Below are 19,149 nucleotides of genomic sequence, written 5' to 3' on the forward strand. Positions count from 1 at the left end.
GGCGGCAGCGCGCCGAAGGGGAAAATGCACGAAACGGGGGTCGTCACGGCAATAGCGCCGTGATGGGGGTATGCCAATGCTGAGCAGGATTGTCAGACGGTTCTGGAACGATCATCGTGGCTATGTCATCGCCTTGACGCTCATCGCCATGCCAATGCTCCTCGGCTTTTCGCTGCTGATCATCGACGTCGGACGCAGCAGCAACCTGCATACCGATCTTCAGAACGCGGTCGATGCGATGGCGCTGGCCGGAGCCCGTGAACTTGATGGTCGCGATGATGCGATTACCCGGGCGCAGACAGCGATCGAGAAAATCGCCAATAGCGCGGCTTTCTCCGCGGGCGGGACCGGCATGTCGCTTGGCTCGCACATATCAGTGACCTATGACGCCGGCAACGATGCCGGGAGCACGGTCAACGTGCTTTTTCTGAAGGATATCCCTGCCAACGACGATACGCCCATCCCGTCTTCGATGGAGACGACGGTGGCCAGCGAAGCCTCCTATGCCTGGGTCATCGCCAAGCCGCAGGCGATGCAGACGATCTTTCCGATCCCGGTCGGCTTCACCCGCAATACGATCAACGTCGCTGCCGACGCCGTGGCGGTCTACCACGCCAGCGCCTGCGACGTGACGCCGATCTTTATCTGCAATCCGTTCGAGCCAGCGGGGAACACGAGTGAAAGCGCCAGCGAAGATGCAGCGACGGCCTTGCACACCAATTTTGCGGCCGGCAATCTCTACGGGCGACAGATCGAGCTTCACAGCACCGCGGCGTCCAATCCCGGTCCCGGCAATTTCGGGTTCCTGCGGACCCCCTTGGGCAATGGCGCGTCCGTGCTGGCGGAGGCTCTTGCCACCGGCAATCCCGGTACCTGCTACACACAGGACAGCCTCGATACGGAAACCGGCGCAAAAGCGGGACCTGTCGAGGACGGCGTGAATACGCGCTTCGGCTTTTACTCCTCATCGTTCAACAAGGCGAACGGCGATTATCGTTACCGGCCTGCGCAAAACGTGCGCTCCGCTCAGTCGATCAGCGGCAAGGGAAAGAACAGCTGCGATGGCTATGATCCAGTCATGGTCGGAGATGTTGTCGGCGATGCGACCAAGGCTCTGCCGCTAGGCTACGGAGCGGCCATGACGTCGCTTGGTGGCGGCAAGATCAGCAGCGCCAACAATTGGCAGTACAACACCTATTGGAATGTCGCGCAGGGAACGGCTGTGCCCTCGGTGAGCACGGTTCTCAGCAACTACTCCAGTTATCCCCCGCAGGCGACCGGAACACCGAGCCAACCCTCCGCCTACGATGTTTATCGTTACGAGCTTGCAACCCCGTCCCTCATCAGCCATGCCTCGGCCAATGGTGAGATCGGAACACCGGCAACGGGCGGCCAGTGCTATAGCGGCCCGGATCTTTCGAACTATACTGCGGCCGAATTCGGTGACCGCCGCGAGATCTTCTCAGCCATTGTCAATTGCGGCTATGAAGCCTCGGTCGGCCATCTGAACGGTCACAAGGCCACGCGCGCCGTGGCCTTCGCGCGCATGTTCCTGACCAAGCCGGCGATAAAGGCTGCCAGCGAACGATACCTTTCCCTGGAGATGATCGACATTACCGGCAAGGGTGGCCGCGGTACGCTGGACGAATTCCTGCGGGAAGAAGCGGAGCTGGTCAGATGATGGCGCTTCGCAATTTTATCCGGCATCAGCTTTGCCTCGGCTTCTGGCGGCGGGAGGAAGGCGCAGTGCTTGCCGAAGCGCTGCTCGCAATCCCCTTTGTGACGCTCTTTGCGGCGGGGATACTAGAGTTTGGCAGCATCTTCTGGCAGCGCATGCAGATCGACGCGGGCTTGCGCGATGCCGGGCGTTACCTCTCGCGATGCCGACCGGTGTCGGGAACTTATGTGCCGACATGTAATCAGGCGACTGCGAAGACGATCGCCTTTTACGGAACACAAACACCCGCGGCAGACGCTAAACCCCGCGTCCCCGAGTGGAAGGATCCTGCCGACATCACCATCACTGCACCGGATGCGGACGGCAACATCACCCTTTCGACTGCTCATCTCTACCAGACATCGCCGGTGTTCGGCTTTCTGGGAATCGATGCCATCACCATTAGTTCCTTCCATGAGGAGAGATACATCGGATGGTGATCTCTAGGGCAATCAAGTCATTCTGGCAGGATAGCAGTGGCGCCAGCCTCGTCGAAGCCTTGCTGACCTTTCCGATCGTCATGCTGGTATTCGCAGCCTTCATCGAGTTCGGCTATGCCATGTCGCAGTGGAACCAGACGGTCAAGGCTCTGCAATATGGTGCCCGTTTGGCGGCTGTATCCGATCCGCTGACAACGAATTTCGATGCCGTTTTCCCGATCGAAGCTGCCGATCCACTCAACAACGGCAAAGCGGCGCCAAACGATGCAACAATATCCTCGACCTGCGGACCGGCCCTTGCGAATTGCACGGTGGCGTTGAACCGGATTGTTCGGGGAAGCGACGGCCTTTGCCAAGCAGGAACTGATCCGTACCCCGGCGTTTGCGATCTCAACTGGCGCATCCAGCCGCAGAACCTGATGGTCACCTATCAGCGATCTGGGCTCGGCTATTGGGGACGGCCGGACGGGCCTGTGCTGACGATGCGGCTGGAGGTGCGCGACATCACCTTCGATCTGCCGATCCTCGGCGGGCTGTTGGGACTGAACGACGTCACCATCCCGGCCCATCCAGTGACGATCACGACGGAAGACCTGAAGACCTGTTCAACCTGCTGACCCCTTGTTACGCGTAGGAAAGCGAAAATGACAGCTCACATGAACATTGCCGCATCCACCAAGATCCTGGTCCTCTCGGACGACGCGGCCGCAGCGAGCTTCATGCTCGATACGTTCGGGTCGCTTTCGCGTTACGATGTCCGCCATCTGGCACTAAAGGCGCTCGGAGAAAAGGGCAAGTTCGATCCGACGCAGTTCGATCTGATCGTTCTCGACGTCGACAATGGCGAATTGCTGCAGCGTCCGGAGCTCTTCGCGTTTCGCACCAGCTACCGGGATATCCCGCTCGTCGTCGTTTCCGAAGATCTGCCGGACGACATGCTGCGGCTGCTCTTCCGCCTGAACGGCAATGACTGGCTGAAGAAGCCGCTCGAGCGCCGCGCACTGATCGACATGATTTCCACCCATGCGCCAGGCACCGGGGCGAGCGACAGCCGGGTGCATGCCGTGGTCTCAGCTGTCGGTGGCGCCGGCGCCAGCATGATCGCCTCATCGCTTGCGCATGTGCTGGCCCAGCCGACCAAGAATTCCACGCCGCGGGTAGACTTGTTCGACACGGATTTTTGCGCCGGGACGCTCGGCTACTATCTCAACCTTGTCAACGACTATGACTTGAAACCGGTCATCGCCAATCCTTCCCGGGTCGATCTGGAATTCATCGATCTGGTCAGAAAGCGTCATTCCGGGGGCTTTTCACTGCTGTCCTTCAAGCAGCCATCCGTCCTTCTGGCGCCGAAGGGCGGTGAACTCGTGCTGCGTATGCTCGACGTGGCCGCCTTCGAGAGCGACCACACGATCATCGACATTCCCTATTATGATACGCCGTGGAAATACGACGTGCTCACTTCGGTCAACAGCATCTGCATCGTCACCGAGATGACGGTTCCCGCGCTCTCTCAAGCCAAGGATTTGTTTGCCAATCTGGTACGGCTGCGAGGCAGTTCGGATCAGATATTCATCGTGATCAACAAATACCGCGCCAAGCTCTTCGGCCTCGGCGTGCGCCGACAACAAACAGAAAGGATATTCAAGGATATCCCGACGCATATCATTGGGGATGACTGGGATACCTTGAGCGAGGCGGCCAACCGCGGCGTGCTGCCATTTCAAGTGAATTCCCGGGCGCGCTTCTGCACCGCGGTCGGCAAACTCGGAGCACTGGTGCGATGAAGGCGGTCGTCAGTGGGCGCATAAGGTCCCGCGCCGCCCATGTCAGCCTTGTGGTTTTGGCACTTCTGGCCGCCGCCGGGGATGCCGCAGCAACCGGGCTTGTGCCACGAAGCCTTGGGCCGGCGACAAGTGCCGTGGTGGCGATCGAAAAGAACTACGCGGCTGGGACAATCGTCATCGTCACCGCCAACCGCACGCTGGATCTCGTCATCTCCCAAGGACGCGCGATCCGCTACAAAATCGGCGTCGGACGAGACGGATTTCGCTGGAGCGGTACCGTCAAGGTTGGACGCAAGGCTGAGTGGCCTGACTGGCGCCCGCCTGCCGAGATGAAGGCCCGCTCAGCCGGACTTCCGGACCTGGTGCCCGCCGGGCCGCTTAATCCTTTGGGCGCTCGCGGGATCTACCTCTACAAGGACAGGACCGACACGCTCTACCGCATTCATGGAACGAACGAGCAGTCGACGGTCGGCGGTTTTGCGTCATCGGGCTGTTTTCGCATGAGCAATGCCGACGTCATCGATCTCTATGAGAGGGTGAAAGTCGGTTCCACGGTCATTGTAAAATAGTACAGGAGTGGGAAGCATGGCGAACGGCATCATAGGGCGTTTCTACAAGCAGCAGGAGCCTGAGAGCCCGAAACGTCAGGAGGCGGCCGAACTGGCTCTCGTCGGCGCTGTTCAGAATATGCCCGCCCAGCCGGCCCCTGACAGCCCCACGGCCACTGGTGAAGAGGCATCGCTCGGGGCCGACATGGTTTCCGAGCGGGTCAATCTGCACCGCTACCTGCTCGATCGCATCAACCTCGGGATCCTCGACACGCTCGACAACGAGGAGATCGCCACCGAAATCCGGCCATTGGTCAAGGACTATATCCGGAATAACAACTTTCCGCTGAATGCCAAGGAAATCAATGATCTGATCCGCGATATCACCGACGAGATGCTCGGGCTGGGACCGATCGAGCCGCTGCTGGCCGACGACACCATCGCAGATATTCTCATCAACGGCTACAACAGCGTTTATGTCGAGCGGAGCGGCAAGCTCGAGAGCACCGCCGTGCGGTTCAAAGACGAGGACCATCTGCTTCGGGTGATCAACAAGATCGTCTCGGCGGTCGGCCGCCGCGTCGACGAGTCAACGCCGATGGTTGACGCGCGACTGAAGGATGGCTCACGTGTCAACGTCGCCATCAGGCCGATCTCGGTCGATGGACCGCTTGTTTCCATTCGTAAATTTACCCGCAAGCCGCTGACACTGGAGCGCCTCGTGCAATATGGCGCCATGGCCGATGCGATGCGCATCCTTCTTAGCGCCGCGGTCAAGGGCAAGGTGTCCATGGTGATTTCAGGCGGCACCGGTTCTGGCAAGACCACCTTGCTCAATGCCCTTTCGTCGCAGATTTCTCCGAAGGAGCGGCTGATCACCATCGAAGATGCGGCCGAGCTTCAACTGCAGCAGCCCCATGTCGGGCGTTTGGAGACCCGCCCGCCGACGCTCGACGGACGCAACGAGATCCGGCAACGCGAACTTTTGAAAAACGCCCTGCGCATGCGGCCTGACCGCATCATCGTCGGCGAAGTCCGCGGCGACGAGGCGTTCGACATGTTGCAGGCGATGAATACCGGTCACGAGGGGTCGATGACAACGATTCACGCCAACACGCCCCGCGACGCTGTCGGTCGGCTTGAGCAGATGGTCGGCATGGCCGGGATGCCGATGTCGCAGTTGAGCATTCGCTCGCAGATCTCGTCCGCCATCACCGTTATCGTGCAGGTCCAGCGCCTGAGCGACGGCAGCCGCAAAGTTGTCTCGATTTCCGAGATCACCGGGATGGAGGGCGAAGTCGTGCAGATGCAGGAGATTATGAAATTCAAGAAAATCGGCACCGATGAAGGCGGGCGGATCCATGGAGAATTCCGCGCCACCGGCATCCGGCCGCGGTTTGTCGAGGAATTTGCCGAACTCGGGATCGAGATCCCCGTGGCGATTTTTGATCCGGGTAAACCGCTGCAAACGGGACCTGTTCAATGATCCTCACTCTCGTTTACGCCGCAATTTTCACCGCTGCCCTTGTTGCTGTCGAAGCGATCATGCGCAGCTACTTCAAGACATCCGAACGCCACCGCGCTGTGAACCATCGGCTGAGCTTGCTCGAGGTCAGCGATGATCATCGCAAGACTTATAGCGATATGCTCAAGGAGCGCGGTGTTGCCGGCAGTTGGCGGCAAATCGCAGCGATGCAGCGACTGCTGCAATTCTACGCCCAGTCGGGAATCAAATTCGATTCCAGGCGATTTGCTCTCTACACAATCGCGGGCGCACTCTTGACGTGGCTGGTCGTTCAGTTTCTCGTGCCCAGCACTCTGTTTAGAGTACCCGTCTTTCTCCTGATCTGCCTCCTCATCCCTGCACTCGTCGTCTGGCGCGCCCGGGCGCGCCGCATGAAAAAATTCGAACTGAAGCTTCCTGAAGCCCTCGATGTCGCCAACCGCAGCCTGGCCGCCGGCCACCCGCTGCCGGCGGCGATTGCTTTGGTGGGACGCGAGATGCCTGATCCGATCGGCACCGAGTTCGGCCTCCTCTCGGATGAACTCACCTACGGCGTGACGCTGGATGATGCGCTTGTCAACTTGGCGGACCGGGTCGGCGTCGAGGATCTGAACCTGCTTGCAATATCCCTGAGCGTACAGGCGGGAACCGGCGGAAATCTGGTGGAAATCTTGCAGAACCTTTCGAAGACGCTGCGGGACCGGACGATGCTCAGGGCAAAGGTTAGGGCAATTTCCTCGGAAGGACGCATCACGGCGATCTTCATGTCGGTCTATCCGTTTCTGCTCTACGCGATGATCAAGGCGTTGTCGCCGACCTACTTCGATCCTGTCTGGGATAGCGGCCACGGAGCCGCCGTGGTGTGCGTTTTGCTGGCCATCATGGCGATCGGGAATGTCATTCTCTACAAGATGGTCAACTTCGAGTACTGAGGCGGTCATGTCGATTGAGTACGGAATCTACCTCATCGTCTTCTTTGCAGTGCTGATCTTTACGGCAGCAGCCTCGGAATTGTTTTTTCGACAGCGCGAGGTCTCGGTCCGGGTATCGAAGAGCTCGGCGGCGACCGGCGAGGAATTCCACCTTGGCGATACGACGATTGCCGATCTCGGCGAGGCGGAAAACCGCCTGATCCGTCGCTATTTCGAAATTACGCGACGTGACACGAATGCGAACTCCACCCAGAACCGGCTGATTCGGGCGGGGTATTTCGCTGCCGGCGCCGTGACCACCTTCCAGGTGGTTCGCGCGGCGGTCTGTATCAGCGTGCTCGTCGCCGCGGTCTGGGCCCTGAACCGGGTCGCGCCGGATATGTCGCGGATGGCGACCCTGATCGTTGCCATGTTTGCTGCGGGCATGACCTTCATTCTGGTCAACATCTATATCGACCGGCGTGGCGCCGCCAAGGAGAGGGAATACCGGCGCCTCTTTCCCGATTTCATGGATATGCTGATCGTCTGCCTCGATGCGGGGATGAGCATCGAGGCGGCGGCGAACCGTGTTGCCCGGGAATTCGTCGACAAGCAGCAGGATTTCGGCCTGCATCTGTCGATCATGATGCTGGAAGTACGGGGCGGCCGGCGATTGCGCGAGGCGCTCGCCAACCTTGCCACCCGCCTGAGGATTGACGAGGCCCGGGCCCTTTCCGTTCTGTTCCGCCAATCGGAGGAACTCGGGACAAGCGTAACCCAGACGCTGCGGGTCTACAGCAAGGAAATGCGCGACCTGCGTATTGTTCGCGCAGAGGAAAAGGCGAACGCCCTGCCGGTCAAAATGCTGCTGCCGCTCGGCGCGTTCCTATTTCCGGTAAGCCTCATCATCGTTCTCGTTCCCATTGTTATCCGTGTCGTCAGTCTTCTCATCGGAATGAAACCCGGCGGTTGAGCCAAGCGAGGTCGTATGCAGTATTCGCTCGAACAGCATCGTAACGATGATATCATTTCCCTCGATCCGCGTATGCCGATGGCGCCGGCAAGCATCGAACAGGCGGGACTGGATCCGTCGTTCCTTCTTCGGCTGGCGTCAAAATGTGCGGCCGAGCAGGATACAACCACGGCATCTCATCTGGCTGACCGGATGAAGCTGCCGAAGGTGATCGTCAATATCCTGATCAAGGAACTCGTGAAACTCGCATACCTCGAGGCTCGCGGCTTGGCCGGTGAGGATGTGAGATCCGATGTTCGATATGCGCTGTCGATGAAGGGGTTCGAATATGCCCATGCGGCGTCGCGTCAATGCCAATATGTCGGACCGGCGCCGGTGTCGCTGGACGCCTTCTGCCGACAAATCGACTTGCAGTCCATCCATTCCGAGCGCGTGACCCCGGAGCGGCTGACCGAGAGCCTTGACGGGCTTGTACTCTCGGACGCGCTTGTCGAAAAGCTCGGCCCGGCCCTGAACTCCGGGCGCTCGATCCTGCTTTACGGGCCACCCGGCAACGGAAAGACGAGCATCGCCGAGCGGACGTCGCACCTGTTTCGCCAAACCATCTGGGTGCCCTATGCCATCGAGGTCGGCGGCCATGTCATCAGCTTCTATGATGAGGCAGTGCATCACCCCGTATCGGAGGCTGGCACAGAATCCCGTCCCAAAGGCGATCAACGATGGATCGAATGCCGCCGTCCGGTGATCAAGACCGGCGGGGAATTGACCCTCGATCAGCTCGATCTCACGTTCAACGCGGGACCGAACGTCTATGAAGCGCCGATACACCTGAAGGCGTCCGGCGGCGTTTTCATCATCGACGACTTCGGGCGCCAACAGGTGGCGCCGCAGGCGCTGATCAATCGCTGGATTGTGCCGCTCGAGCGCGGCTATGACTTCCTGACGCTGCACACCGGCAAGAAGTTCCAGGTTCCCTTTGACGAGCTGGTCGTATTTTCGACGAATATTGCACCGAAGGACCTTTCCGACGAGGCCGGCCTGCGGCGCCTCAAGTACAAGATCTTTGTGAACACTCCGTCGCGCGACGAATATATCAGAATTTTCAAATCGTACGCGAGCGGCACCGGATTGGCGGTCTGTGATCCCGACCTCTACCTGTTCTACGATCGCAAGTACAAAGACGATGTGCTAGCGTCTTGCTATCATCCGAAGTATCTTTTGGATTTCGTCGGTTCTTACTGCGAGTTCAACGGCATAGCGAGAATCGCCTCGCTCGACATGCTCGAACGGGCCTGGGAAGGTGTATTCACATCGGAATGATTGCGGGATTGGCGCACGGTGCCTGAATGGATCCAGTTAACGACTTACGGGGGAATAAACGCATGACCAGCATCCCTAGCATCGAAGGCGAAGCAGGCGACGCGAGACCGAGTAATACGCGCGCAATTGAGCCGAGAACCTCCAGAAACCCGCTGCTCGTCGGTCTGCTGCTCATGCTCTTGCCTGTGAATGCTGGCGTTCTCATCTACACGGCCAAAAACTCAGCGGATGTTCGCGAGAGCCGCGAGACCATCGCCGCCCTTAAAAGGTCCATCGATGGCCTGAGGGGACAAATGGAAAAGCAGTCGGACAAGATCGCGGGCAACGCCAAGGCCGACGAACTCGCCGCTATCCGTCAGGAAATGGAAAGCCTGCAAAAGGCGGTACTTTCAACGAATGAACGGATGCGCAACGACATAGGCGGTATGCGCATGGGGTCGGCTTTGGTCCTGAGCGCACCCGGCAAGGAACCAGCACAATTTTTCGCACCCCACGCAGTGCCAGCTGAGACTCAAAATCCAGACAGCACTCTTGCGTCCATCCAAGCCGAGGGCATTGCAGTCAATAATCTGCCGCGTTACGAACGCACACTCTCGCCGGAAGGTCAGCTCATCCTTCGGAAGGCACGGTAGACTCCGGCTTCAGTGAAATCTCCAAAGCAATCGGTGATCGCCGCCCGCCGCCGATGCTCGAAATGCGGCAACGGCGTCCTTAAAGCTCTTTGTTTTTATGCATGTCTTTGTCCCGGAACCGCTGCACACTTCCGGGCGACATGTATTGGCTTGATGCAGATTGCCAAATCGCCGAAGGCTATCCCCGCTGAGGGTGATTCACGCTGTTCTTCATCAATTCGAGATTACGGGCAGTGACTTCGTTCCCGGGATCAAGCTCGTAGGCTTTCAGGAAATACCGCCTAGCGGTGCGCAAGTCACCGCGTAAAAGGTGAGAATATCCGATATTGTTGTAGTAGACCGGGGTGTTGCCGATCATTCGCGAAAGCTGCTGGTAGGCGCGGTCGGACGTGTCGAAGCGGGCAACCATGTCGGCCGAGGCTGCCAAACCGAGCCAGGCGGCCGGATCCTCCGGAAAAACGTCAACCGCTCGCTTGTAAATGGCGTAGGATTTTCCGTAGTTCTTTTCCTGAAACTGCAGTTTCCCGTTGGTTATCAACTCGTCGTTCTTGTAGAAGGCGACGGCCGAGTCATCCTCAAGGGTCTTTGCACCATCGCCATAGGCAGCCAGACCATCAACGCCGGATGACTGGCAACCAGCCAAAATTGCTCCAGTCGCTATCAAAAACGCAATGCATTTAGTTCCAGCTCTGATCTGCAACATTCAACTTGATCCCCCATCAGACATTCTTTACCTGAGATTCGGATGCGCTCACCGAAAATCATCGTAAAAAAAAGCTAACAACTCCAGAATTTGAGCAAATAGTCGCAAAAAAACGACAGATGCGGTCTTCGCCGGAACGCGTAAAGGTGATACACGCCAACTATCCAAAGTTGGTATCACGTGCCCGGTGATTCTCAGAGTAGAAAATTAATCCACGTCGCCTACCCTTTTCGTCAGGTCAGAGGATGGTACGCCCTATGCGGATCGCTATTTTCACGATGATGCGACTTGGGCCATCCCTGGCTTACGCGACAGCATCGATCTTCGTTCTCAGCATGCTGCTCTTGGAAAGCTTCCCCTCAAGCGCCTCCGCCTGGTGGCTGCATATGACTATTCTTCCTGTCATGCGCGAGCCGATCTATCTGCTTTTGGCGGTACCGGGCATTGGAATTTGGAGCGCCATGGCCCTGCTGACACTTGCAGCGATTTTCGGGATTCGAGTGGCCTTGCAGCCGCAGCGACACCACCGGTCTGGATTCATCCATGCCCATATCGCGCTGATCGCAACCGGTCTGACCATGGGGCGGGCAGCAGTTGCGCAGGCCGGCCTTTCGGATTTTACGCTGCCTCAATTTCAGCGGGGCGACTGGTCGTTCCTGCCGCTATCCTCCTCACCGCTCGGGACCTTCCTTTTTATATCCGTGTTTTCGGCCTGCATCTGCTGCCATGTGAGAATCATCAAGCGCACAATGTCCGCCTGATAGAAAGGGGTCGAACCGACCCGGCTCGATAACAATCGGTAGAGTCTCGGCGTTCTTCTCTTATTCGTAAGCATGAGACGCCTCTTTCTTTTTCTTTGTAATTTCCGACATATATTAAATATCATGTACGTTCCGCAGATTGTCACGCGGGGATTAAGGTGTTGGCGATGGCAACCGCCAATCTTCACTTTGTTGTTTTTGCTGCTCTCAGCATGGGGCTTCGTCGCACCTTCGGCGTCTGACCGCGCGTCCGTCGTTCTCAAGGTAACCGGCGCCATTGGGCCCGCAATAGCCGACTACGTAAAACGAGGCATTCAGCGTGCTGGCGAACGTGGAGCGGTCATGGTCATTCTGCAAATGGACACACCAGGTGGCCTTGACAGCTCCATGCGTGAAATCATTCGCGCGATCCTTGCCTCGCCGGTGCCTGTCGCGAGCTTCGTCGCGCCAAGCGGGGCACGGGCTGCCAGCGCCGGCACCTATATTCTCTACGCAAGCCACATTGCGGTAATGGCACCCGGGACCAATTTAGGTGCGGCGACACCAATCGCGCTCGGCGTAAAGCCTTTTGGCGATAAGGAACCCGAAAAGAAGCCGAGCGAACCTGGTGGCAAGCAACCAGAAGCGCCCCGCAATGCCCTCGAAGCAAAAGCCGTTAACGACGCAGTCGCTTACATTCGCGGGCTGGCGGAATTGCGCAATCGCAACGCCGACTGGGCAGAGCGTGCCGTCCGCGAAGCTGCGAGCCTTTCATCCACTGCGGCAGTGCGCGAACATGCCATCGATTTCACGGCAGTTGACGTCAACGATCTCCTTGCAAAGGCACAGGGGCGCATGGTGCGGGTCGGTCAAACGGAGGTCCGGCTCGATACCGCCGGTCTGGCCGTGCAGGAATTCGAGCCCGACTGGCGCACGCGCCTGCTTTCCGTCATTACCGATCCGAACATCGCAATCATCCTGATGATGGTCGGCATCTACGGCCTGATCTTCGAATTTCTCGCACCTGGCACAATGCTTCCTGGTACGATCGGCGGCATCTGTCTCCTGCTTGGTCTCTATGCCCTGGCATTGCTGCCGGTAAGTTTTGCCGGGCTTGGGCTTGTTCTTCTCGGCGTGGGATTGACTGTGGCTGAGGCGCATTCGCCAAGCTTCGGCGCCTTCGGCATTGGCGGCGGGATGGCTGTGATCCTCGGAGCAACCATTTTGTTTGATACCGATATACCAGGTCTGGAAGTGTCACGCCCCCTGCTGGGCGCAATTGCAGTCGCGATTCTTGCCTTTAGCCTTGTCGTCGCTCGTCTGGCATTCACCTCGCGCTTGCACCGGGTTGCCACCGGTGCGGAGGGGATGATCGGCATTTCCGGTAAAGTCGAGAGTTGGACGGGGCTCACGGGGTACGTCATTGCGCATGGCGAACGCTGGAAGGCGGTTTCCGCCGAACCCCTTGTTGCTGGTGACCCTGTCAGCGTGACCGGCCGCAACGGGCTGGCGCTCGAGGTCGCCAGGCGTCCTAACGACACTTGACGGTACTCAGGCAGCAGGAGGAGAAGTCATGGATATGTTTGCAGATCTTGCCTTCTATTTGGTGGCCATAGTCATCTTGGTTGCCATCCTCGCATCCGCAGTCAAGATCCTGAGGGAATATGAACGCGGCGTCGTGTTCACACTTGGCCGCTTTACCGGAGTCAAGGGACCGGGCTTGATTCTGCTCGTCCCCTATGTCCAGCAGATGATCCGCGTCGACCTGCGCACGCGCGTATTGGATGTCCCAAGCCAGGACGTCATCTCACATGACAATGTCTCGGTTCGTGTCAGCGCGGTGATCTATTTCAGGGTCATTGACCCCGAGAAGTCGACAATACAGGTCGAGGATTTCATGATGGCAACAAGCCAGCTTGCCCAGACGACGTTGCGCTCCGTGCTCGGCAAGCACGACCTCGATGAAATGCTGGCAGAACGTGACAGGCTCAACTCGGATATTCAGGAAATCCTGGACACTCAGACGGATGCTTGGGGAATTAAAGTAGCCACTGTCGAGATCAAACATGTGGACATCAACGAGTCGATGATTCGTGCGATTGCCCGCCAAGCGGAAGCCGAACGCGAACGCCGGGCAAAGGTCATCAATGCCGAGGGTGAACAGCAAGCTGCAGCGAAGCTACTGGAAGCGGCCGAAATTCTGGCCAGGCAGCCGGAGGCGATGCAACTTCGTTACTTGAGCACTTTGAACGTCATCGCCAGCGAGAAGACCTCGACGATTTTATTTCCCTTCCCGATGGAGTTGGGCAATCTGATGGCCATTAAGCCGAAGTGATAATGCCGACACCGGGTGCAAGGGCAATGGCGAGACTGCGCAGAAATTTCATGGATTAGCCCCAAAAGGGAAGAAAATCTGACGGAGAATGAACAACGGACGACTCACGCAGCGACCTTGGTCAACCGGTTCAGTGCGAAGCCGGCGAAGTATTCACCCCACGCCGCTTGCATGAAAACGCCGCATGGCGGAACCCTGCATATGCTTGCCCCACTGCTGTTCGCTTGCCCAGCTCTCGACAAAGATGCGAACGCGTCCATCATCGAGCGACTGAGCTCGTAACGAGACAGCCGTCCTCAACCAGAGTCTCTGCGGCGAGCTTTTCCTGTGCAGCACCGAGGACCGCCTCTTAACCGGGCTTTGCAGTGGCGATGGCGATGATGGTCAAAGGTACATTCGACATGGAGAAAGCCTCGCTCAGGCGATGGTATTGACGAGACCGCCTTCGGCGCGCAGAGCCGCACCGTTCGTGGCGGATGAACGGGGGCTGGCGAGATAGGCGACGAGATTTGCCACTTCTTCCGCTGCCACCATGCGCTGCAGGATAGAAGCCGAGCGAGCCGTGGCAAAGAATTCGGCCTCGATCTGCCCTATTGGTGCGGACGGGTCGCTTGCCTGACTGCGCAGGAAGGTCTCGATGCCTTCCGACCGGGTCGGGCCCGGCAACACCGAATTGACCGTGACATTCGTGCCGCGGGTCAACTGGGCCAATCCACGCGAGATCGATAGCTGAGCTGTCTTGGTGGTCGCGTAGTGGATCATATCCTGGGGAATGGCGAGACCCGATTCACTGGAAATGAAAATAATGCGGCCCCAGTTTCGTTCCAGCATACCTGGGAGATAGGTTCGTGACAGGCGCACGCCGCTCATGACATTGACGTCGAACAGGTGGCTCCAGTCGGCGTCTGATATTTCCCCGAACGCCTTGCTCTCGTAGATGCCGAGATTATTGACGAGAATATCAACCGAAGGTTCGGCCTTGGCGATGATCGCGGCGCCCTCAGCGCTTGCAGCGTCTGCCAGAACTCCCGTGACGTCCGATCCACCCGACGCTCCGACGGCAGCGATCGCGCTGTCGAGCTTCGCGCGGTCCCGTCCTGTGACGATGACGCGCGCCCCTTCCACCGCAAGCGTGCGGGCGATTTCGAGGCCGATGCCAGCGGTGGCGCCGGTAACAAGGGCGGTCCTGCCGGTGAGTTGCAGATCCATGTTGTGTCTCCAGATTGTTGTCGGAAACAATCTATGAATTACGAGCACTAGGCACTATTGCCAATTGAAGACATGCACCTGTGAACGAGGATCATCAATGCCCCGTATTCTGATGGAGCGCTCCGGTGAGATGGAAGTGTTTGCTCGCGTTGTACAAGACGGTGGCTTCTCAGCCGCCGCCCGCAATCTCGACATCACCCCATCGGCGGTCAGCAAACTGATTGCACGCCTGGAAACGAGGCTTGGTACCCGCCTTCTGCTACGGACGACCCGCGCTCTGACACTGACGGAGGAGGGCGAGGCCTATTACCATTCGGCACTGAGGATTCTGCAGGAGTTGAATGATGCGGATCAGGAGGCGGCTGGAGGAGCGGTTCGTGGACGGCTGAGAATCAACACGACAATACCCTTCGGAACCATGTTCGTCGCACCGGCTATTCCGGATTTCATTGCGCGCAATCCCGATTTGATCGTCGATCTCAGCTTCACCGACGGCATTGTCGATCTGGTTGCGGAAAAGACCGACGTCGCCATCCGCATGGGCAACCTGCCGGACAGTGGTCTGATCGCCCGCAAGCTCGGGCAGAGCCGGCGTGTGGTCTGTGCGTCACCCGACTACCTGGCGCGCCGGGGTTCACCACAAGCACCTGCGGATCTCGAACAGCACGACTGCCTAACATTCAATTTCCGGCGTGCAAGGCCGTCCTGGCCCTTTCATGTCGGCGGCCAGGACGTCGCGCAACCTGTCAAGGGCAACATCGTCGTGAACAACGGCGAGACGATGAAACAATTGGCGCTGGCTGGTGCCGGAATTGCAAGGGTCGGTCTGTTTCATGTGGCCGATGAGATTGCGACGGGACGGCTCGTTGCACTGCTCGAAGAGCATAATCCGGGGGATCTGGAACTGATTCACGCCGTTTACGTCGGTGGCGGCCCCTTGCCACACCGTGTTCGAGCCTTCATTGAGTATATGGTCGTCACCTTGGGTGAAGCACCCCTCTTGCGAGGGAATTCCTAGCCGGAGCAACGGAAAGAAAACGGTCACAAATCTGCTGCGGAAAACAATTCGACGACCCAGTCGAGAAAGACGCGCACCCGCGGTGAAAGCTGGCGGTTCTGCGGGTAGAGCGCGGTAAGTGGCGTCGGCGGGGGAAGAAAGTCGCCAAGGACCTCGACCAGCGTCCCGTCGTCCAGATCCCGCTGCAGTCGGTAACGCGGTGCCTGAATGAGGCCGAAGCCGAGGCGGGCCAGATCAGTCATGGTGTCGGAGTTGTTGACCGTTAGCCGGCACGGCAAGGTTACGAAGCGGACAGTGCTGCCGACGGTGAACTCGAGCGGCATGATCTGCCCGGTGCGGGACGATATGAAACCAACGGCGCGATGCCCCTCCATCGCGTCTGGGGAGTGTGGCACTCCGTGCCTCGCTATATAAGCTGGGCTGGCACAAGTGATTTCAGCAATCATCCCGAGGCGACGCATGATCAGGCCGCTATCAGCAATCTCTCCGGCGCGGATGACGCAGTCGATACCCTCCCTGACCAGATCTACCAGCCGGTCGCCCTGCCCGATCTGCAGGTCGAGCAGAGGATAACGATCGAGGAATTCATTGAGCCGCGGCAACAGGAATGTGCGCGTCAGCAAGGGATGGGCGTCGACACGCAGCAGGCCGCGCGGTTGCATGTCACGGAACACGTTTTCCGCCTCGTCCACCTCCGCGAGGATCGCGACACATCGCCTGTAGAAGGCCGCGCCATCCAGTGTCGGCGCGACATGCCGGGTCGTTCGCTCGAGAAGGCGAACACCGAGATCGTCTTCCAACCGCTTGATTGCCTCGGTGGCCGTGGAACGGGCAAGCCCAAGGTCGGACGCCGCCGCGGCGAAGCTACGCCGCTCGACGATCCGGATGAAGAGCTGCATGCGGTCAAACCGGTCCATGTACGTTATTCACCACAGCCGAATTCTGTTGTCAAATATGGTAGATTGTTCTTCCGAGACATCGACAATATCTCCAGTTCCGTCAAATAGGAGAAAGGTGCCATGACCATCAAAGGACAGCGCGTCGCTATCGTCACCGGCGCATCGAAAGGCATCGGCCGGGCCATTGCGCTTCGGCTGGCGAAAGACGGCATCGCCGTCGTGGTGAATTACGCAAGCGGCCGTCAGGCGGCTGATGCTGTTGTCGCAGACATTGAATTGAGCGGCGGCAAGGCTCTCGCGGTGCAGGCTGACATAAGCGGTCCGGCCGCGGCCGCCGATCTGTTCACCGCGGCCGAAGAGCGCTTCGGCGGGGCCGACATCCTGGTCAACAATGCCGGCATCATAAAGCTGGCTCCGATTGCCGATATGGACGACGCGAGTTTCGAGCAGCAGATCGCCATCAACCTCACAGGGACATTCCGTGCCGTGCGCGAAGCAGCCCGTCGGCTCCGTGATGGTGGGCGCATCATCAATTTCTCTTCCAGCGTCGTCGGCGCATACGGGGCGACTTATGGTGTCTATGCCGCAAGCAAGGCGGCCGTCGAGGCGATCACGCACGTCGCCTCGAAGGAACTCGGCCCGCGCGGCATTACAGTCAATGCGGTGGCGCCCGGTCCCGTCGAGACCGAACTGTTCATGTCCGGCAAGCCCGACGAACTCGTGCAGAGAATCGTCGCTACCATTCCGCTGGGACGCTTGGGCCAACCGGATGACATTGCCTCGGTCGTTTCCTTCCTCGCCGGCCCGGAAGGCGGCTGGGTGAACGGTCAGGTGCTACGCGCCAATGGCGGCATGATCTGAAGCAGAACCCCAAGAAAGGAGAGTCCTATGCCATTCGTTAACATAAAGACGCCGGAGGGCGCGCTCAGCCGCTCCCAGAAGGAAGAAATCGTGCACCGCGCCACCGACATGCTGGTGGAGTATTTCTCCGAGGCGGCACGGCCACACACAATGGTATTGATCGAGGAAGTGAATGACGGCGGATACGGGCGTGCGGACGAGATTTTCATCTTTCCAGATGCCTATCGCGCGAATGAAGACAGTTGATTCCGAGAGTGGTCGGAAGCTGGTGCGGAGCTTCCGCACCAGTTCGCCCAACCAGGGCAGAGGGTGCCGGTCAGAAGATGCGAGGAGCATGACCTGCCTGCCGGACATGTTCCTGGGGGACCGGAACTCAAGGCGCCTCATCCAATCTCCGGCGAAGCAGATTCGCGGTGGGAGGCGCGTTCTGGGCAAGAGCGATCCAGCACTTGAGGACGAGACTAGGTAGCGTCCGGTCGATGAGCCGATGTCGGCGCGCCGAGGCATGCGGAATATGAGCAATGAACTCGCAGGACAGGCGGAACGCGCCGTCGGGAGGAGAACACCAGGACCGAGCTCAGCGAGCGCAGTCCTGGCTGGTGTACCTACGGGCAAACTGAACAACCGGCATCCCGTCAGGAGCGCTCCCATGCCGCCTAGTTCGAACGGCTGGAACCATAGCGGCGTCTGGGACTCGGTCAGATCCGGGCACCACCGGTCGCGTCGATCCTCTGGCCCGTCGTCCAGCGCGCATCGTTCGATGCGAGGAAAGCGATGACGTCGGCGACGTCCTCCGCCCGGCCGACACGGGAGAAGACCGAGAGTGCTTCGGCGCCAGCGCGCGCGTCCGGTGATGCCAGCCATTCGGCATTCATATCCGTCTCCGTCACACCCGGCATCACGGCATTGACCGTGATCCCGCGAGCTGCAAATTCCGGGGCGAGCGCCAGTGTCAACGTCTCCAGCGCCCCCTTGGAGGCCGCATAGGCGGGATGGGTCGGTGCAGCGATCCGCGTGAACCCGGTCGAGACATTGATGATGCGGCCGTTGTCGCGAATGTGGTCGGCCATTGCCTGGATGAGAAAGAACGGAGCCTTGTAGTTGATCGTCATCACCTCGTCGAACGCGGCCTCGCTTGTCTCTCTCAAGGGCAACGCCGGCGCGATGCCGGCGTTGTTCACCAAGATGTCCATAGCCGACGTGCCCCTCTCAGCACGCGCAGCTTCGCTGAACTGTGCCCAGAGGCTGTCGGCCGCGTCCTTGCCGTCTCTCAGATCAGCCTTCACCGCGACGGCCTTGACGCCCAGCGCCTCGATATCGCGTATTGTGGCACTGGCCGCATCCGCATTGGCGGTGTAGTGCACGCCAATCAGCGCGGCACCCTCCTTCGCAAATGCAAGGGCGGCGGCCCGGCCGATCCCGCGCGAACTTCCGGTGATGAGTGCTATTTTGCCTGCGAGTTTTTGGGACATGGATCACTCCGTTGCTAAATTTATAGTGATCACTATAATAAGGCTCGACAGACGACTGTCAATAATTTAATATGGATCAC

General features: G+C 59.0%; 20 protein-coding genes and 1 pseudogene. 16 read left to right on the forward strand and 5 right to left on the reverse strand.

Annotation, left to right across the window (positions count from 1 at the left end; translation table 11 throughout):
* The first annotated feature begins 76 nt into the window (after nucleotides 1–76).
* The 10 genes from A7X77_RS27610 (at nucleotide 77) to A7X77_RS27655 (ending at nucleotide 9,832) form a co-directional block, all read left to right on the forward strand.
* Nucleotides 77–1,681 (forward strand): TadE/TadG family type IV pilus assembly protein, encoded by a 1,605-nt coding sequence (locus A7X77_RS27610; protein WP_064686027.1) that lies wholly within the window; start codon nucleotides 77–79, stop codon nucleotides 1,679–1,681.
* Complete coding sequence (locus A7X77_RS27615) at nucleotides 1,678–2,157, forward strand: TadE/TadG family type IV pilus assembly protein (protein ID WP_064686028.1); 480 nt, start codon at nucleotides 1,678–1,680, stop codon at nucleotides 2,155–2,157. The genes A7X77_RS27610 and A7X77_RS27615 overlap by 4 nt, the downstream gene beginning before the upstream one ends.
* Complete coding sequence (locus tag A7X77_RS27620) at nucleotides 2,151–2,774, forward strand: TadE/TadG family type IV pilus assembly protein (RefSeq protein WP_064686029.1); 624 nt, start codon at nucleotides 2,151–2,153, stop codon at nucleotides 2,772–2,774. Before A7X77_RS27615 ends, A7X77_RS27620 begins: the two co-directional genes overlap by 7 nt.
* Before the next feature lie 27 nt (nucleotides 2,775–2,801).
* Nucleotides 2,802–3,944: a response regulator/pilus assembly protein gene (locus A7X77_RS27625; RefSeq protein ID WP_064686030.1), complete on the forward strand. Its 1,143-nt coding sequence runs from the start codon at nucleotides 2,802–2,804 to the stop codon at nucleotides 3,942–3,944.
* Entirely contained in the window at nucleotides 3,941–4,513 is a 573-nt protein-coding gene (locus tag A7X77_RS27630; RefSeq protein WP_064686031.1) for a L,D-transpeptidase, read from the forward strand. The genes A7X77_RS27625 and A7X77_RS27630 overlap by 4 nt, the downstream gene beginning before the upstream one ends.
* Before the next feature lie 16 nt (nucleotides 4,514–4,529).
* Nucleotides 4,530–5,978, forward strand: coding sequence for a CpaF family protein (locus A7X77_RS27635; RefSeq protein WP_064686032.1), 1,449 nt, complete (start codon nucleotides 4,530–4,532; stop codon nucleotides 5,976–5,978).
* On the forward strand, nucleotides 5,975–6,928 hold the full coding sequence (locus A7X77_RS27640) for a type II secretion system F family protein (protein ID WP_064686033.1): 954 nt from the start codon (nucleotides 5,975–5,977) through the stop codon (nucleotides 6,926–6,928). Before A7X77_RS27635 ends, A7X77_RS27640 begins: the two co-directional genes overlap by 4 nt.
* A 7-nt stretch (nucleotides 6,929–6,935) precedes the next feature.
* Entirely contained in the window at nucleotides 6,936–7,880 is a 945-nt protein-coding gene (locus A7X77_RS27645; RefSeq protein ID WP_064686034.1) for a type II secretion system F family protein, read from the forward strand.
* A 15-nt stretch (nucleotides 7,881–7,895) separates the two neighbouring features.
* Complete coding sequence (locus A7X77_RS27650) at nucleotides 7,896–9,200, forward strand: hypothetical protein (RefSeq protein ID WP_064686035.1); 1,305 nt, start codon at nucleotides 7,896–7,898, stop codon at nucleotides 9,198–9,200.
* A gap of 62 nt (nucleotides 9,201–9,262) precedes the next feature.
* On the forward strand, nucleotides 9,263–9,832 hold the full coding sequence (locus A7X77_RS27655) for a hypothetical protein (RefSeq protein ID WP_064686036.1): 570 nt from the start codon (nucleotides 9,263–9,265) through the stop codon (nucleotides 9,830–9,832).
* 178 nt (nucleotides 9,833–10,010) lie between these two features.
* Here A7X77_RS27655 and A7X77_RS27660 read toward each other — a convergent pair whose 3' ends face one another.
* Nucleotides 10,011–10,535 (reverse strand): tetratricopeptide repeat protein, encoded by a 525-nt coding sequence (locus A7X77_RS27660; protein ID WP_064686037.1) that lies wholly within the window; start codon nucleotides 10,533–10,535, stop codon nucleotides 10,011–10,013.
* A gap of 257 nt (nucleotides 10,536–10,792) precedes the next feature.
* Between A7X77_RS27660 and A7X77_RS27665 the strand changes: the two genes are divergently transcribed.
* The 3 genes from A7X77_RS27665 (at nucleotide 10,793) to A7X77_RS27675 (ending at nucleotide 13,610) form a co-directional block, all read left to right on the forward strand.
* Complete coding sequence (locus tag A7X77_RS27665; RefSeq protein ID WP_064686038.1) at nucleotides 10,793–11,296, forward strand: hypothetical protein; 504 nt, start codon at nucleotides 10,793–10,795, stop codon at nucleotides 11,294–11,296.
* 123 nt (nucleotides 11,297–11,419) lie between these two features.
* A complete protein-coding gene (locus A7X77_RS27670) occupies nucleotides 11,420–12,820 on the forward strand; it encodes an NfeD family protein (protein ID WP_064686039.1) in 1,401 nt (466 codons plus the stop codon).
* 28 nt (nucleotides 12,821–12,848) lie between these two features.
* Entirely contained in the window at nucleotides 12,849–13,610 is a 762-nt protein-coding gene (locus A7X77_RS27675) for a slipin family protein (protein WP_064686040.1), read from the forward strand.
* 104 nt (nucleotides 13,611–13,714) lie between these two features.
* Here A7X77_RS27675 and A7X77_RS34115 read toward each other — a convergent pair.
* Nucleotides 13,715–14,013, reverse strand: a pseudogene (locus tag A7X77_RS34115) (putative quinol monooxygenase).
* Between the two features lie 14 nt (nucleotides 14,014–14,027).
* Nucleotides 14,028–14,819, reverse strand: coding sequence for an SDR family NAD(P)-dependent oxidoreductase (locus tag A7X77_RS27680; protein ID WP_064686041.1), 792 nt, complete (start codon nucleotides 14,817–14,819; stop codon nucleotides 14,028–14,030).
* Nucleotides 14,820–14,916: 97 nt separating this feature from the next.
* On the opposite strand from A7X77_RS27680, the gene A7X77_RS27685 reads away from it, so the two are divergent.
* The gene (locus A7X77_RS27685) at nucleotides 14,917–15,837 is read left to right on the forward strand and encodes a LysR substrate-binding domain-containing protein (RefSeq protein ID WP_064686042.1); all 921 of its coding nucleotides are present in this window, start codon (nucleotides 14,917–14,919) and stop codon (nucleotides 15,835–15,837) included.
* 23 nt (nucleotides 15,838–15,860) lie between these two features.
* On the opposite strand, the gene A7X77_RS27690 is transcribed toward A7X77_RS27685, so the two are convergent.
* Entirely contained in the window at nucleotides 15,861–16,754 is an 894-nt protein-coding gene (locus tag A7X77_RS27690) for a LysR family transcriptional regulator (RefSeq protein ID WP_064686043.1), read from the reverse strand.
* Nucleotides 16,755–16,856: 102 nt separating this feature from the next.
* Here A7X77_RS27690 and A7X77_RS27695 point away from each other — a divergent pair, with 102 nt between their 5' ends.
* Together A7X77_RS27695 and A7X77_RS27700 are read left to right on the forward strand one after the other, a co-directional pair.
* On the forward strand, nucleotides 16,857–17,597 hold the full coding sequence (locus A7X77_RS27695; protein WP_064686044.1) for an SDR family oxidoreductase: 741 nt from the start codon (nucleotides 16,857–16,859) through the stop codon (nucleotides 17,595–17,597).
* 27 nt (nucleotides 17,598–17,624) lie between these two features.
* On the forward strand, nucleotides 17,625–17,843 hold the full coding sequence (locus tag A7X77_RS27700) for a tautomerase family protein (protein WP_064686045.1): 219 nt from the start codon (nucleotides 17,625–17,627) through the stop codon (nucleotides 17,841–17,843).
* A 452-nt stretch (nucleotides 17,844–18,295) separates the two neighbouring features.
* On the opposite strand, the gene A7X77_RS27705 is transcribed toward A7X77_RS27700, so the two are convergent.
* Nucleotides 18,296–19,069, reverse strand: coding sequence for an SDR family oxidoreductase (locus A7X77_RS27705; protein WP_064686046.1), 774 nt, complete (start codon nucleotides 19,067–19,069; stop codon nucleotides 18,296–18,298).
* Nucleotides 19,070–19,149 lie beyond the last annotated feature (80 nt).

The sequence above is a fragment of the Rhizobium bangladeshense genome, assembly GCF_001662075.1.
GTDB classification, from domain to species: domain Bacteria; phylum Pseudomonadota; class Alphaproteobacteria; order Rhizobiales; family Rhizobiaceae; genus Rhizobium; species Rhizobium bangladeshense_B.

What these genes read in the sequence shown, in the direction of transcription:
- A7X77_RS27610 (WP_064686027.1), top strand. Translation starts at nt 77, where the DNA reads ATGCTGAGCAGGATTGTCAGACGGTTCTGGAACGATCATCGTGGCTAT.
- A7X77_RS27615 (WP_064686028.1), top strand. Translation starts at nt 1,678, where the DNA reads ATGATGGCGCTTCGCAATTTTATCCGGCATCAGCTTTGCCTCGGCTTC.
- A7X77_RS27620 (WP_064686029.1), top strand. Translation starts at nt 2,151, where the DNA reads ATGGTGATCTCTAGGGCAATCAAGTCATTCTGGCAGGATAGCAGTGGC.
- A7X77_RS27625 (WP_064686030.1), top strand. Translation starts at nt 2,802, where the DNA reads ATGACAGCTCACATGAACATTGCCGCATCCACCAAGATCCTGGTCCTC.
- A7X77_RS27630 (WP_064686031.1), top strand. Translation starts at nt 3,941, where the DNA reads ATGAAGGCGGTCGTCAGTGGGCGCATAAGGTCCCGCGCCGCCCATGTC.
- A7X77_RS27635 (WP_064686032.1), top strand. Translation starts at nt 4,530, where the DNA reads ATGGCGAACGGCATCATAGGGCGTTTCTACAAGCAGCAGGAGCCTGAG.
- A7X77_RS27640 (WP_064686033.1), top strand. Translation starts at nt 5,975, where the DNA reads ATGATCCTCACTCTCGTTTACGCCGCAATTTTCACCGCTGCCCTTGTT.
- A7X77_RS27645 (WP_064686034.1), top strand. Translation starts at nt 6,936, where the DNA reads ATGTCGATTGAGTACGGAATCTACCTCATCGTCTTCTTTGCAGTGCTG.
- A7X77_RS27650 (WP_064686035.1), top strand. Translation starts at nt 7,896, where the DNA reads ATGCAGTATTCGCTCGAACAGCATCGTAACGATGATATCATTTCCCTC.
- A7X77_RS27655 (WP_064686036.1), top strand. Translation starts at nt 9,263, where the DNA reads ATGACCAGCATCCCTAGCATCGAAGGCGAAGCAGGCGACGCGAGACCG.
- A7X77_RS27660 (WP_064686037.1), bottom strand. Translation starts at nt 10,535, where the DNA reads ATGTTGCAGATCAGAGCTGGAACTAAATGCATTGCGTTTTTGATAGCG.
- A7X77_RS27665 (WP_064686038.1), top strand. Translation starts at nt 10,793, where the DNA reads ATGCGGATCGCTATTTTCACGATGATGCGACTTGGGCCATCCCTGGCT.
- A7X77_RS27670 (WP_064686039.1), top strand. Translation starts at nt 11,420, where the DNA reads ATGTACGTTCCGCAGATTGTCACGCGGGGATTAAGGTGTTGGCGATGG.
- A7X77_RS27675 (WP_064686040.1), top strand. Translation starts at nt 12,849, where the DNA reads ATGGATATGTTTGCAGATCTTGCCTTCTATTTGGTGGCCATAGTCATC.
- A7X77_RS27680 (WP_064686041.1), bottom strand. Translation starts at nt 14,819, where the DNA reads ATGGATCTGCAACTCACCGGCAGGACCGCCCTTGTTACCGGCGCCACC.
- A7X77_RS27685 (WP_064686042.1), top strand. Translation starts at nt 14,917, where the DNA reads ATGCCCCGTATTCTGATGGAGCGCTCCGGTGAGATGGAAGTGTTTGCT.
- A7X77_RS27690 (WP_064686043.1), bottom strand. Translation starts at nt 16,754, where the DNA reads ATGGACCGGTTTGACCGCATGCAGCTCTTCATCCGGATCGTCGAGCGG.
- A7X77_RS27695 (WP_064686044.1), top strand. Translation starts at nt 16,857, where the DNA reads ATGACCATCAAAGGACAGCGCGTCGCTATCGTCACCGGCGCATCGAAA.
- A7X77_RS27700 (WP_064686045.1), top strand. Translation starts at nt 17,625, where the DNA reads ATGCCATTCGTTAACATAAAGACGCCGGAGGGCGCGCTCAGCCGCTCC.
- A7X77_RS27705 (WP_064686046.1), bottom strand. Translation starts at nt 19,069, where the DNA reads ATGTCCCAAAAACTCGCAGGCAAAATAGCACTCATCACCGGAAGTTCG.